Annotated in this window: 20 protein-coding genes and 1 pseudogene; 10 read left to right on the top strand and 11 right to left on the bottom strand. The window is 37.8% G+C overall.

All coding sequences use genetic code 11. The annotated features are described in order from the left end of the window. Positions 1–11 precede the first annotated feature (11 nt). From ACWYN3_RS38820 to ACWYN3_RS38790, 7 genes are all read right to left on the bottom strand, one after another. Complete coding sequence (locus ACWYN3_RS38820; protein WP_456218964.1) at positions 12–530, bottom strand: HEAT repeat domain-containing protein; 519 nt, start codon at positions 528–530, stop codon at positions 12–14. A gap of 2 nt (positions 531–532) precedes the next feature. Next, entirely contained in the window at positions 533–1069 is a 537-nt protein-coding gene (locus tag ACWYN3_RS38815; protein WP_456218963.1) for a hypothetical protein, read from the bottom strand. Continuing rightward, a complete protein-coding gene (locus ACWYN3_RS38810; RefSeq protein ID WP_456218962.1) occupies positions 1026–1601 on the bottom strand; it encodes a hypothetical protein in 576 nt (191 codons plus the stop codon). The genes ACWYN3_RS38815 and ACWYN3_RS38810 overlap by 44 nt, the downstream gene beginning before the upstream one ends. 44 nt (positions 1602–1645) lie before the next feature. Then, positions 1646–1996, bottom strand: coding sequence for a hypothetical protein (locus tag ACWYN3_RS38805; protein ID WP_456223307.1), 351 nt, complete (start codon positions 1994–1996; stop codon positions 1646–1648). Further along, on the bottom strand, positions 1987–2556 hold the full coding sequence (locus tag ACWYN3_RS38800; RefSeq protein ID WP_456218961.1) for a Gfo/Idh/MocA family oxidoreductase: 570 nt from the start codon (positions 2554–2556) through the stop codon (positions 1987–1989). Before ACWYN3_RS38800 ends, ACWYN3_RS38805 begins: the two co-directional genes overlap by 10 nt. Further along, positions 2528–2923, bottom strand: coding sequence for a Gfo/Idh/MocA family protein (locus ACWYN3_RS38795; RefSeq protein ID WP_456218960.1), 396 nt, complete (start codon positions 2921–2923; stop codon positions 2528–2530). The genes ACWYN3_RS38800 and ACWYN3_RS38795 overlap by 29 nt, the downstream gene beginning before the upstream one ends. A 212-nt stretch (positions 2924–3135) precedes the next feature. Beyond that, positions 3136–4215, bottom strand: a complete 1080-nt coding sequence (locus tag ACWYN3_RS38790) for a winged helix DNA-binding domain-containing protein (protein ID WP_456218959.1) — start codon at positions 4213–4215, stop codon at positions 3136–3138. A 59-nt stretch (positions 4216–4274) separates the two neighbouring features. Between ACWYN3_RS38790 and ACWYN3_RS38785 the strand changes: the two genes are divergently transcribed. Both ACWYN3_RS38785 and ACWYN3_RS38780 read left to right on the top strand, forming a co-directional pair. Next, positions 4275–4577 carry a DUF2059 domain-containing protein gene (locus ACWYN3_RS38785; protein ID WP_456218958.1) on the top strand — a complete coding sequence of 101 codons (303 nt, stop codon included), beginning with the start codon at positions 4275–4277 and terminating at the stop codon, positions 4575–4577. Next, on the top strand, positions 4574–4720 hold the full coding sequence (locus ACWYN3_RS38780; protein WP_456223306.1) for a DUF2059 domain-containing protein: 147 nt from the start codon (positions 4574–4576) through the stop codon (positions 4718–4720). The genes ACWYN3_RS38785 and ACWYN3_RS38780 overlap by 4 nt, the downstream gene beginning before the upstream one ends. Here the strand turns inward: ACWYN3_RS38780 and ACWYN3_RS38775 are convergent, their stop codons facing one another. Next, positions 4721–5257: a hypothetical protein gene (locus tag ACWYN3_RS38775; protein WP_456218957.1), complete on the bottom strand. Its 537-nt coding sequence runs from the start codon at positions 5255–5257 to the stop codon at positions 4721–4723. 118 nt (positions 5258–5375) lie between these two features. On the opposite strand from ACWYN3_RS38775, the gene ACWYN3_RS38770 reads away from it, so the two are divergent. The 5 genes and pseudogenes from ACWYN3_RS38770 (at position 5376) to ACWYN3_RS38750 (ending at position 7573) form a co-directional block, all read left to right on the top strand. Continuing rightward, a complete protein-coding gene (locus ACWYN3_RS38770) occupies positions 5376–5813 on the top strand; it encodes a MarR family winged helix-turn-helix transcriptional regulator (RefSeq protein ID WP_456218956.1) in 438 nt (145 codons plus the stop codon). A gap of 69 nt (positions 5814–5882) precedes the next feature. After that, positions 5883–6083, top strand: a complete 201-nt coding sequence (locus tag ACWYN3_RS38765) for a hypothetical protein (protein ID WP_456218955.1) — start codon at positions 5883–5885, stop codon at positions 6081–6083. A gap of 4 nt (positions 6084–6087) precedes the next feature. Then, a pseudogene (locus tag ACWYN3_RS38760) lies at positions 6088–6156 on the top strand (hypothetical protein); the annotation flags it as partial. A 105-nt stretch (positions 6157–6261) separates the two neighbouring features. Continuing rightward, positions 6262–6882, top strand: a complete 621-nt coding sequence (locus ACWYN3_RS38755) for a zinc-binding dehydrogenase (RefSeq protein ID WP_456218954.1) — start codon at positions 6262–6264, stop codon at positions 6880–6882. Between the two features lie 10 nt (positions 6883–6892). Continuing rightward, positions 6893–7573: a type 1 glutamine amidotransferase domain-containing protein gene (locus tag ACWYN3_RS38750; RefSeq protein ID WP_456218953.1), complete on the top strand. Its 681-nt coding sequence runs from the start codon at positions 6893–6895 to the stop codon at positions 7571–7573. A 79-nt stretch (positions 7574–7652) separates the two neighbouring features. On the opposite strand, the gene ACWYN3_RS38745 is transcribed toward ACWYN3_RS38750, so the two are convergent. From ACWYN3_RS38745 to ACWYN3_RS38735, 3 genes are read right to left on the bottom strand one after another with little or no spacing between them, the layout of a single operon-like run. Next, the gene (locus ACWYN3_RS38745) at positions 7653–8564 is read right to left on the bottom strand and encodes a DUF2135 domain-containing protein (protein WP_456218952.1); all 912 of its coding nucleotides are present in this window, start codon (positions 8562–8564) and stop codon (positions 7653–7655) included. Next, positions 8542–10011: a hypothetical protein gene (locus ACWYN3_RS38740; protein WP_456218951.1), complete on the bottom strand. Its 1470-nt coding sequence runs from the start codon at positions 10009–10011 to the stop codon at positions 8542–8544. Before ACWYN3_RS38740 ends, ACWYN3_RS38745 begins: the two co-directional genes overlap by 23 nt. Positions 10012–10046: 35 nt before the next feature. Further along, positions 10047–10469: a VIT domain-containing protein gene (locus tag ACWYN3_RS38735; protein WP_456223305.1), complete on the bottom strand. Its 423-nt coding sequence runs from the start codon at positions 10467–10469 to the stop codon at positions 10047–10049. Positions 10470–10790: 321 nt separating this feature from the next. On the opposite strand from ACWYN3_RS38735, the gene ACWYN3_RS38730 reads away from it, so the two are divergent. The 3 genes from ACWYN3_RS38730 (at position 10791) to ACWYN3_RS38720 (ending at position 12473) form a co-directional block, all read left to right on the top strand. Further along, complete coding sequence (locus ACWYN3_RS38730; protein WP_456218950.1) at positions 10791–10997, top strand: YtxH domain-containing protein; 207 nt, start codon at positions 10791–10793, stop codon at positions 10995–10997. A gap of 97 nt (positions 10998–11094) precedes the next feature. Continuing rightward, positions 11095–11592: an XAC2610-related protein gene (locus tag ACWYN3_RS38725; protein ID WP_456218949.1), complete on the top strand. Its 498-nt coding sequence runs from the start codon at positions 11095–11097 to the stop codon at positions 11590–11592. A 278-nt stretch (positions 11593–11870) separates the two neighbouring features. Further along, positions 11871–12473, top strand: coding sequence for a hypothetical protein (locus tag ACWYN3_RS38720; RefSeq protein ID WP_456218948.1), 603 nt, complete (start codon positions 11871–11873; stop codon positions 12471–12473). Positions 12474–12501: the final 28 nt, after the last annotated feature.

Below are 12501 nucleotides of genomic sequence, written 5' to 3'. Positions count from 1 at the left end.
TAATAACTGATCTACCTGCTGATCACGGTTTGCTGTTCCTTTATATTCGCCGCAATAATCGCATCCTGTACAGCACTTAAATCAGCCTGATCAGAGGTCGCACTTAACAAAGTAAACAATTGAGGAAGATTAGCACTGGTCACCAGTTGTTTTAACGAAGCAAAAGCTGACTGTCTGACTTTCTGATTCTTGCTTTTAAGCAAATCAGAAACAATAACAAGTTGATCATTTGCTGCACGCGCTGCCAGCAGGTTAACTAAGGCGACTTGAAGAGCCGGATTTGACTTCGGTATAGCTTGTGCCAAACCCGCTGGAATACCATCACCTTTCATTCTTTGAATTGCACCAGAAACCACACCGGCAGTTTCTGCATCACCCTTACTCATCACTTGTAACAGTTCATTCAACACCTGGCTCTGACCTATATTCGCAGCAGCATTGATCGCAGCATATTTAACAGCCTGATCTCTGCTGTTTAATAATTTAAGTATTGCAGGCAAAGCCTCTTTTGCCCCATTGTTCCCTAGCATAGTTACAATCTCTCTTTGATGATGACAGCGTCAGATTTCTCCATTTGAGCAATCCAAAGTGCTGTAGACGCAGGATTTAAATAGGGTGCAGCGAATTTTAATGCCGCAGCACGGTATTGAATATTTTTATCACTGACAGCATCGATCAGGATATTTGAGCTTTCATTTTTACGGCTATCCACCAGAATTTTTAATGCGGTAGAACGGATACTTACCTGATTATCTGCCGTTGCCTGTTTCAAAAAGGATTCAGCAATTTTACCAGATAAGGTATTGTTTCCGTCTTTTAACAGCATTTCTGCATAAAGCAATGCGGACGCTGTCGCATTTGTATTTTCATATTGAAAGCCACTTTTTTCAGCCTCTTCTGTCATTATTTTTTCGGACGAAGGATCAGCAAGATTAGCAAGTGCATACAAGGACACTTTTTTTAAATCCTGATTTGCTGTCGCTGCTATGGCATTAATAGGTGCAGCTGCCTCTTTTAAACGGCTGTCACCTAAAGCATTTACAACAACTTGCTTGCTGAGCCAGGCCATTCGCTTTGGTCAAACCATTTAACAAGGCATTTTTTGAAGCTGGAGAATTGATTTTCACCAAAGCTCTTGCCGCAGGATCTGCCAGCTGGTTATCAGTCAGAAATCCTTGTAAACAAGAAATAGCACTATCATCACCAACCAGCTCCAGCTGACTGATAATAAATGATTTATTTTTGTTGTCAGATAATTTGCTTAAAGCCTTACAATAGGCATTAACACTCATTTTTCTCGCATTTTCACGGCCAGGTTTACTTGCGTAAGCAGAATAACCACCTACCGCATATTCCAGTAAAGCATTATTACCTTTTCCCTCGGCGGCCATCCCGCCAATCATGGTTGCATAGCCATCTTCTCCCATATTGGAGATCTCCTGCATACCAGTATTTAACAGTTCCGAATTTTGGGCTGGTAGCTGCGCATACAGATCAGCGATTCGGGTAGTAATTGTACGCTGGTCGGCCTTTTCCTGAGCAAAAGCAGAGTTTTGTAACAGGACAACGGCCAATAGCATAAAAAATATCTTTTTTATCATGAGATGAAATACTAGAATGTCTTTTAACGGAAAGAATGATTAATTTAAATAGTCCACGGTGCACGTAAAACCGGGTTCAGCAATCTGTTTGCCGCATCATCGTCTACAAACACTTGTTTTACAGGATCAAACTTTAAAGAACGTCCCAAACGTAAAGCAACCAATCCCATATTAATGATATTGCATGATCTGTAGCCGTTCTGCTCATTTAAAGCAAACTGCTGTCTGGTCTTAACCGCTTCTGAAAAATCAGTCAGCTGCGGTGCAGGCTCAGGAAAACTTGCCATTTTTCTTTCTAAATCAGGAATATCTGATTTAAATCCTGGATATAATTTACCCTTTGGGCCCTCTATATAAGGTACATCCGTGTCTTTTCCTTCTCCGTCTAAAATGATCTGGCATCCATCCGCATAGGTATAAGTAATTCTGCGCCAGGTACCAACGGCATCTGTATATGCTGTTGTGGTGCATCGATTTCAACTGATACGGGATTCGTGTCGTCTTTACCTAAAAAGTACTGAATAGGATCAATATAGTGCTGCCCCATATCACTTAATCCGCCTCCATCATAATCCCAGTAACCGCGGAAAGTCTGATGTACACGATGTGTACTATAAGGTTTATATTGCGCAGGCCCCAGCCATGCTTCATAGTCTAATTCTGAGGGTACAGGTTCTACAGGTAAGTTATCTTTTCCTACCCAGTAAAATTTCCAGTCAAATCCTGTATGCTTGCCAACCGTAACTTTTAGAGGCCAGCCCAGCAAACCACTATCAACCAATTTTTTAATCGGTTTCACAGGCGTACCCATTCCATAGAAATCATCCTTAAACCTAAACCAGGTATTGAGGCGAAATATCCGGCCATGCTGCTGTACAGCCTCCATTACCCTTTTTCCTTCACCTATACTATGTGTCATCGGTTTTTCACACCAGATATCCTTGCCTGCCTGCATTTGCTGCGTCGACAGCCATAATACCATGCCAGTGCGGCGGTGTAGCAATATGTACAATATCAACTTCAGGAAGTTTAAGCAACTCCCTGTAATCACTAAAAGTTTTCACGCCTTTATCCAGCATTGGCAAAGCCAGAGCCAGATGTCTTTTGTCAACATCACAAATTGCAACTACTTGTGTACCATCATAAGGAAAATGGTTCCGGCCCATTCCGCCGACACCGATAACAGCTTTAGTTAATTTGTCGCTTGGGGCAATAAATCCGTTTCCACCAAGGACATATCTCGGGACAATAGAGAATACGGCCAGCCCCACAGCCGTTTTTTTAATGAAGTTTCTTCTTGAATTTGGTTCTTCAGGTTGCATATATATATTATTTGGTTAGGTTTCATATATACTATTGTATAGGTATTAATTTTTCAGTTTTTTTATTTAATACGTTTCCCACCAACCTTCTAAACAGGGTCTTACACTATTCCAAATATAATATTATTGTTGACATACATACAGATGTATCATTATTGATAAATACTATATTATTAAGATAAAGTTAAATTTAATGGTCAGCTGTCAATCCCTTAACACCACGTAACTGGTTCATCTAATTCCATTTCCAGGAATTTACTATACTTAGAAATCTCGTTATTAATCATTTGCTTAGCAGCTTTATCAAGAAGATTTAAAGATTTGATTTCCAGTTGGAACTTGTCTTTAACCAAACTCCTTTTCCAGGTACCAGATATCTCTCCATCAGTAATTACGAGCGGGCTAAAAACACCATTCTTCGTTTGATTGATCAAATGATGATGGATTAGGGCTCTACGATCTTTATAAGCTACAGCGATTTCATCAAATGATGGCAATAAATAAACAGATTTCTCTGCTGCTAACGAGCGCATTACTGGCGAAAACCAATAAACCTGTTCTTCGATGACTTCCTTAATGAAGAGTTCTTTGTTCATTTCCATTCCCCTTTTAGCATCCGTTTGGTTCAAACCACTCCACCAGCAGCAAAAATCAGCTAAGGTCGCGGGCCCATGACTTAAAAAATATCTTTTAACCAGTTCTGCAATTGCATCTTCTCTATCAAAGCCCATAATAGCAGGAACCCGCTCTTCGAACAAAGCATAAGTAAAGTGTTTGCCTTCTCTTTTACCACTGCATATAATTCCATCCACCTCAGCTTCCATTAACAAATGGGTCATCCGGTTCTCATCCGTATTAATATTATTATTATTAAATAACTCTGCAAGTGCAGTACGGTTCAAATGATAACCATCACTTAATGCTCTGATCAAAAGCTTCTGGCTCTTTTTAATTATTGCTTCATCAATCCCAAGCTTCCGGCATTGAGGCTTGTTCATCGCTTTAATTCTGGGGCTTGTCAATTTAAGCATCCAGCCAATATCAGCAGGAGAAACAAAATGCCAGGTAGCCCGGAGTACATGTGTTCTTAAAATCCTGCCTGCATTAAAATCTGCCTCAACCTGCTCATTGGTTACCCCCTTTACCCTATTACCTATAGCCCATTTTGCAGCTGCATAATCCTGAGCTTGCATACAGCCCATCCAACTGACTAATGCCTCAGAAGTTAGAAATTCAGTCCCTTCAATATGTTGATTGGAAAGACGCGCCTTTGCTATTTTTTTCGTTAACATTGCATCATATTTACCCTATAGAATAATTACATCTTTAAATATACAAACAATATAAACTTATGAAAACCATCATCCTTTTATTCTCTATTATTCTATTTACCTCTACTTTATCATTTAGCCAGGACAATGCAGCCTACAGAGAAAGTGTTAAACAAATGATGATTGCCAATGGCTCTCAAACCACCTTTAAGGCCGTAATTAGTCAAATGATTTCCAACTTTAAGACACAAAAATCAGAAGTACCGGAGCAATTCTGGACTCAGTTTGAAACTAGCTTTCAAAAAGTCGGAATAGAAGATTTGCTGGATCTGCTCACACCGATTTATCAAAAACACATGTCCCAGGAAGAGATTAAGATATAACTGCATTTTACCAAACCCCGGCGGGAAAGAAATTTGCGGAGAAAACGCCACTGATTATGCAGGAATCTATGCAGGCCGGAAGAGTATGGGGTGAAAAAATCGGACTTGAAATTATCAGCAAGCTCAATGAACAAGGACATTAATTAATTCGCACAAATCTTTGTTCTGTTAAAATCAAAACTCACCTTATTCAAGTATAACAGACTTAGCATATAGCTTATCATTTCTGCCTGTTCCGCGCGGACAGGCAGAGAAAATTCATAGATATTCTCAGGTATGTTATTTACATTACAAGCCTCGAACACTACATTAACCATTCTTACCTTCCCTTGTCCGTATAATTCATAAGGAATTACAGTTAATCTTTTGCCAATTCGTTTGGTATGTAAATGCGTTTTAAAAAAGAGACAGCTATGGCTGTAAGTGACAAGCCTTTTACTGATGGTCAGTTTTTCCCTGCCGTATAGGTTCCATAAAGTATATCTTAGAGAAAACAACAAAAGTATTATAGCTGCTAAGGTAAATGCTGGCATACTCAAAACTATAGCTACTATGATCAATCCCAATAAAACCAGGTTACTGATGATTAAGAAAATCAGGAAAACTAAACTCACTTTGCTTTTAATGGTAATACAGACATTATTCCCATCATAATCTAAATTTAAATCATTTAGGCCCATTTTTCTGATCCCTCAATTTGATATCTAAAGTACTTATTTGCCCTGCCTTTAACATCAATACAATGTAAAAAACATAAGATTAACAAAAAGTATCATCCATGGTATATATATTTGTACTATGAAATTAGAAGATGAATTACAGCATCAGTTTTTAACCCCCCAGCAAAGAGTAAGTACTAATATTATTTTTACTGCGAACTGGATTTCAAACAAAATTGCAGCTTCTTTAAAACCTACTGGACTCTCTTTACAGCAGTTTAATGTTTTAAGCATCTTAAATGGACAATCTCAGCATACAGCTACCGTCAACTTAATCAAAGACCGTTTGATTGACCGGATGCCAAACGTATCCCGCCTGTTAAATAAACTTATGGAGAAAGAGTTAATTCAAAAGGAACGAAACCTTTCTGATCAGCGCGTTGTTTATGTTAAACTAACACCGGCAGGAGAAAAATTAAGAATACAGGGCAGACAAATTCTAAACCAGATCTCGGTAGGTATTAGTGATGAACATGCCAATTTATTAAATGATCTTTTAGAAAAGATGAGAGATTAAAAAAATTTGACTAAATACAATCCATGGATTATAATTCCAGGGTTACAACAATAATTAACAAGATAAAAAATGATGAACAATGTAATCACCTTAGCTAGCAGACCTGTTGGAAAACCACAGCTCAGCAACTTTAAATTTATCACAGAGCCAATGCCGCAGGCAGGCGATAATGAAGTTTTGTTAAAGACGCTTTACGTTTCTGTAGATCCTTACCTGAGAGGAAGAATGAATGATTCAAAATCTTACATCCCTCCTCCTTTAATTACATGAACCTATACAATCTGGCATTATTGCAGAAATCATTGAATCTAATCATCCAAAATACAGTAAAGGTGATTTCGTTTCAGGAGGCTTACAATGGAAAGAATATCAGGTTTCAAATGGAACCGGTCTCTCAAAGGTTGATGCAAAAGCCGCACCGCTAAGTGCTTACCTAGGTGCATTAGGCATGACAGGGCTCACTGCTTACCTGGGCTTAACAGAAATAGGCAAACCAAAAACTGGTGAAACTATTGTTGTTTCAGGGGCCGCAGGTGCTGTAGGAAGTATCGTTGGCCAGATTGGTAAAATCCTGGGTTGCCGGGTTGTAGGAATAGCTGGTACTGATGAGAAAACAGAACTATTGAAAAGCCGATTTGGTTTTGATGAGGCTATCAATTATAAAACCACCAAAAACATGAAAGATGCTATACGGGAAGCATGTCCTGACGGCGTTGATATTTATTTTGATAATGTTGGCGGTAATATTTCCGATGCAGTCATGTTAAACGTGAACAGATTTGCACGCGTTGCTGTTTGCGGAGCAATCTCCTTATACAATGAAACAGAAGCCCAGACAGGTTTAAGGTTAGATACTATCCTGGTTACAAAAAGTGTATTAATGCGCGGTTTTATTGTATCAGAATTTGCTGCAAAAGCTCCTGAAGCAATTACACAATTAACCAGCTGGCTGAAAGAAGGAAAATTAAACTATTCAGAAACTATAGTAGAAGGTTTCAACAATATCCCTGCAGCATTCATGGATCTGTTTGAAGGTAAGAATGAAGGTAAAATGGTCGTAAAAATCTAAAATAAATATTATGAAAGTACTAATTGTATTAACCTCACACAGTGAATTAGGTAAAACTGGTGAAAAAACCGGTTTTTGGGTAGAAGAATTTGCTGCTCCTTATTATGTATTAGCTGATGCAGGTGTTGAGCTGACCTTATCATCTCCTAAAGGCGGGCAACCTCCTATTGATCCAAAAAGTGAGTTGCCTGATTTCCAGACAGCTGCTACACATCGTTTTGATAAAGATGCTGCTTTACAAGAAAAATTAGCCAAAACTATAAAGTTAAGCGAAGTAAACGCAGCTGATTATGACGCTGTATTCTATCCGGGAGGACATGGTCCAATGTGGGATCTGGCTAATGACACTACCTCTATTCAATTGATAGAAACCTTTTACCAACAGCAAAAACCAATTGCACTGGTATGTCATGCACCGGCTGCTTTGGTAAAAGTTAAAAGTAAAGATGGTGAACCTTTAGTAAAAGGTAAACAGGTTACAGGTTTTTCAAACTCTGAAGAAGAGGCCGTTCAACTGACTGATGTCGTTCCATTTTTATTGGAAGACGAGTTAAAAAACCTGGGTGGAATTTATAGTAAAGGAGCAGATTGGGGTCCTTATGTTAAAAAAGACGGTTTATTAATTACTGGTCAGAATCCAGGCTCATCAGAAGAAGCGGCTTTGGAACTATTAAAAGCCTTAAAAGCTTAATTATAAAAAAGAGAGGCCATATCAACATATGGCTTCTCTTTTCATAAAACCTGAATAAATTTCTTATCAATTTTGATGACTAAAAGGTAAATTCTCCAATAAATACCCCATCCTTCCGTTCACCAGATAACTGTAATGTGATTATTTTTCGCTCCTGACTTATACTACCATAATGCGTATAAATTTCGGCCATTACAGTAGTAGGCCCACTTATACTCAACTGGCTGTCACCATAATAATTTACCTCAATTTTATATCTCCCTTTAATCGCTTTTTTAATCATAAACTGTTCCGGACCATAACCACTTGTAAAGTCATCACTAATTCTCCCTCCAGCTTTAGTGCGCTGATTACTGTAAAAACACTTTTCATCATTCGGGTCAGTCACCCAAAGATCTATATCAGTATCTTTTTTATTCCAGTTCATCACCACTCTTACATCGACCGGGAAATTAAAGACTACCTTCTTATCAATTTTACTGATACTCAGTTTTGTGCGATGAAGATTGATCAGGTTATTAATCTCAGCTAAGATAATTTCTTCAATCCCATGATCACGCTGTGCATTATCCATGCTATAACTTTGATTCAAGACCGTATACAAGGTATCTAAAGCACTTTGATAATGCCCGGCATCAGCTAAAGCCAATGCATAATCACGATAACTCTGTGCATCCATAGGTCTCCATTCCAAAACCTTACGACTGGTAAATAATTCAGCTTTTACATTGCCTGTTTCTCTTAATTTATAAGTCAGCGTTTTATAGATTTCGGCATTCTCGAGTTCCAGCTCCGTAAGATTACTCAAAATCATTAATGCCCGTTCCGCATCATGATGTTGCTGAAACCAATTGGAGATATCAAGATAAAAAGAAGGTGTAGACTGATACTCTTTTCTAATCGCAAGATATTCCTGATAAGCATGCACTGCACTACCATCTATCTTTTTCATATACTCTTTATCACTTTTAAATTCCGGAATGATAATCATCAGGCTGCTGTTCTGCAAGCTGCTGTCTGCTATTAACCGCGGCAACTTTTCCGCTTAATTTACTCATAGGGGCGTATGCAGTAACTACGGTTTCAGATAACATCTGGCTCGCATTAGTCCTTTCTCTCCTATCCACATGCCTTTCTGAGTTAATCACTACCTCCGAAAGCACACTTTGATCATTAGAATCTCTTGCCTGAGGGGCATTAGGAAGATCTTTCTTATCAGGTTTAGGAAAAAGTTTTTCAGACTTAAAAACCTTGTTCCACCAGATCTTCAACTCTGCCGCCATTGCAATAGCCTCTTTCATTAAGCCATTTTTACGTTCTTCTTTTTCGCTTATCCGGCCCTTAGTACCTCTGTTATATTCAGCCCTTAATTCATCAGGAGGCTCAATTCCATAGCGGATATAATCATCAACTGATTCCAGCACTAATAAACTCGTATTCCTGGTAACCAAACCAAACTGTTTACCCAACTCACTGATTTTCTCTTTATTCTGCTCATAATGCACATCCATATCCGAAAGCTTTTTCTGCGCCCAGATCTTACTCACATCAATTATACCTGCACTTTGAGATGCTGCATTCAGGTTAACTTTCCGTTCCAGAATCACTTCATTACCATAACCGAATTGCAATACCAGGTTTTCAGATCCCGAAGACGCTATACCGGCAACAGACAGGTAACCGTTTACATGTACAGGTAAAGCAGGATAAAGTTCACCGATCCCCGGGTTATTTTTGATACCGATAAACTGCATCTCATCTTTAGAAATCTGCTGCAAAGCATTTTCTGCAGATAACACATTCAAATTAATAAATTGCCCGCCCGTTTTGGTACTTATATATTTTAGCGTACTGAAATCGGCAGCAAGCGAAGAGTTTATGGTATAGACAGGTTTAGCCAGTGATACAGAAGAACTGCCAAAGCCAGAAAAACCATCTGTAAAAAACAAGTATTCATCTGCCTTAAGCAGATCTGAATTAATTCTGCTATAATCAGTACCGCCGTCATATACCAGGTTAACTAATTTCTCCCGCAATTCTTTCCAGTTTCCATCTTTAATCACAAACACGCCAGCTTTACTAAAGGTATTATTCAATAAACCCAATTGTATCGTTAAGTTCTTTTGTGCTTTGATCATTCCATCCAGTAAGGCAAATTCTTTTGCAGTATCTCTTTTCAATCCACTCAATGACACATCCCAGATCAATCCGATCTGCTTACTCCAATGGTGTGTTCTCGACGGTGCTTTAACCAGAACATTTGCAAGAAAATAATAGCTCTGTCCGGCCTTTTGCATTAAAGCGTTAGTTTGATCACCAGAAGCTGGCAGATTAACAACTAATCCATGTGCAGGAAGAAAATCTTTTCGCCGCATCTCTGCGATAAAAGCTGTTCCTTTATTTTTAAAACTAAAACTACCATCAGGTTGCTCAGCCAATAAAGGCTGCTGACGGCTTTCCAGAACACTTACTTTCAGAGAGAATTCAGGAATAGCATTTTTTTATAATCCAATGGCAAACGATAGCTAAGCTGCTGTTGAGCAGAGAAATGAAGTTCTTCTTCATAAGTAATTTTCACAGTCCGCGAACCACCAGCAGGAAAAGGATAAATGCGGGTACGAAAATTATTACCCTCCACCTTTTCCAGTAATCCAGGGTCTACCCTGCGATGCTCAACACTTTCAAAAACCTCTGTAGCTTTTGCTTTTTCTACAGGTACTGCTTCTCTCAACTTACCATTTATATCCATTGCATAACCACTTATGCTAACTCCATCAGGCATAGGAAAAGTAAGTTCTCCTTCTAACACCCGGGAACTTGTATTCACAAAAGACATGGTCATCACCGTAGTGGCGATATTCCCATAAACCTGGACTTCGATATGAAGTGATTTCAGGCTGACAGCTTTTTGCTCAGAAGGGACTGTTGTCCCCAGAACTTTTATCTGCGGAGTTTGGGCATTACTGACACAGGATTGTGCTATAAAAAAGAATAAAAAAGTAATATCAGGGGCAGGGAAATAGATCTCAGTTTCATAAAGATGTTTTAATCCAGATGCAGGCAGCGCTGGTATTCCATAAACATATACAATTGAAATTAATCTGAGTATTTTTAAGTTCAGGCGATTTTTCCTTCAGACATTCAAAACAGTATGTTTTTTTTTCTAAACATTTCCAGTAGTATACTGTTACTTAGGTATATCAACAAATTAAACGGAATGGGATTATTAAAAACAGCGTTAATTGGAGCCGCAGTTTACGGTGCAATTAAATACATAACAAAAAAAGATGTTAATGGCAGATCTATAGTTGACGATCTGCAGGATAAAGCTCCTGAATGGGTAGATAAAGCGAAACGTTTCAAAGACGATCTGGAGCAAAAATATAACTCGGAACTTGATCCCTATACAGAGGTCAAGCCATAAATAAAAAAAAAAAAGGTGTTTCAATTGAAACACCTTTTTTTATGGTTAATGCTATTCTTTTAGCAGATTCGCAAAATCATTTCAAATAATGGAACCTATGAAAAATCTGAATCTGCTACTTTTTTTTATCCTGACCTGGTCCTGCTCATTTGCACAGCAAAATATTTCTGAGAATGATTCAAATATTGTGGCTATAGATTCTGTCAGGATCAATCATAAGATCTACAAAGCAATTTTCACAGTAAATGAGACTTCATCTATCCCTTATTCAGCTTTATATATTCTGAATTCAAATGGCCTCATTATTTTTCAGGATAGTACAAATAATGAATTTTCCAGTTTTAAATTTATAGATTTTAATGGCGATGGATACAAAGATCTTCTTATTAGCTATGCTACAAATGTTCCGGGGATACAAGATCTTATCCTGTTTAATCCCAAAAACAATAAATTCAGGAAAGTAACTGGTTTCACAGGATTCCCCGCTTCACAAAGAATAAAAGGAACAAATTATTATTATTCTTATCATCGCAGCGGTTGTGCAGATATGTACTGGGACAGCGATTTATATGAATTAAAAAAAACAACCGGATAAAAAAAAAAAAAAACTGGGCAATATCTCAGGAAGAGCATGTAATGACCCGGAGTTGAAAAACGGGATTTACATTTATGCAGTAGTGAATAAAAAGGAAAAGAAGATTGCCATCTATCCTATTGAAACTCTAAATAATTATAAAAATGGTAAATGGGGATTTATTAATTCCTACTGGACTAAAAATTATAACAAATTCCGCAATTAACCATTTGTTAAATTAATTCAACTTATATATGTTTGAGCATTGAATTAATATTTATTTATAAAACCGGACGCTTATGAAATCGCTGTTATTTCTTTTTTTATTATTTCCTCTGGCCCTGCTTGCACAAGATGACAATCAGGAAGTCAGACTATCCAAAAACGTCCAGGACAGCATACCAGGTACTGCACTCGTCTTAAAAGATTACACAACGATCTTCGAAAAAATTTATTCTTCTGACCTGGAGAAAGAAGAATTAGCAGCAGAAATTAAGATGTACCTTCCTGCTGTTAAAAATTTCCAGCTGACTAGTACAGAAAATCAATCTGTTTATCAGCTGAGTGGCAGGCTTACGGATTATATCGCCATTTATACCAGATTTGACTCAAAAGCATATTACGATAGCTTTCCGCTCAATGCCCCTATAGATGCAAACGTACTGATCAGTATTAAAGATAAAAAATACAGGGTAATCGTTTCTGAAATAGTTTTTCAGGATGCTACAACTGATGCTAAGGGTAACCTCATAGATCAACCTCTTAATGTTTATTTCAGTACTTTATATAAACCAAAATTCAGATTAGGTGGTGAAGCTAAAAAAGTTGCAGATTTTCTCAGTAAGGATTTAGTGGCTTCTTTTGACATCAATAATCATAATAAAATATCAATAGATTTTTAACGAACAAGCCTCTTATTGAAATAACAAG

The organism is Pedobacter sp. NJ-S-72 (assembly GCF_053890575.1).
The sequence above is the reverse complement of the archived record's forward strand: the minus strand, read 5'-3'. Positions and strand labels throughout refer to the sequence as shown.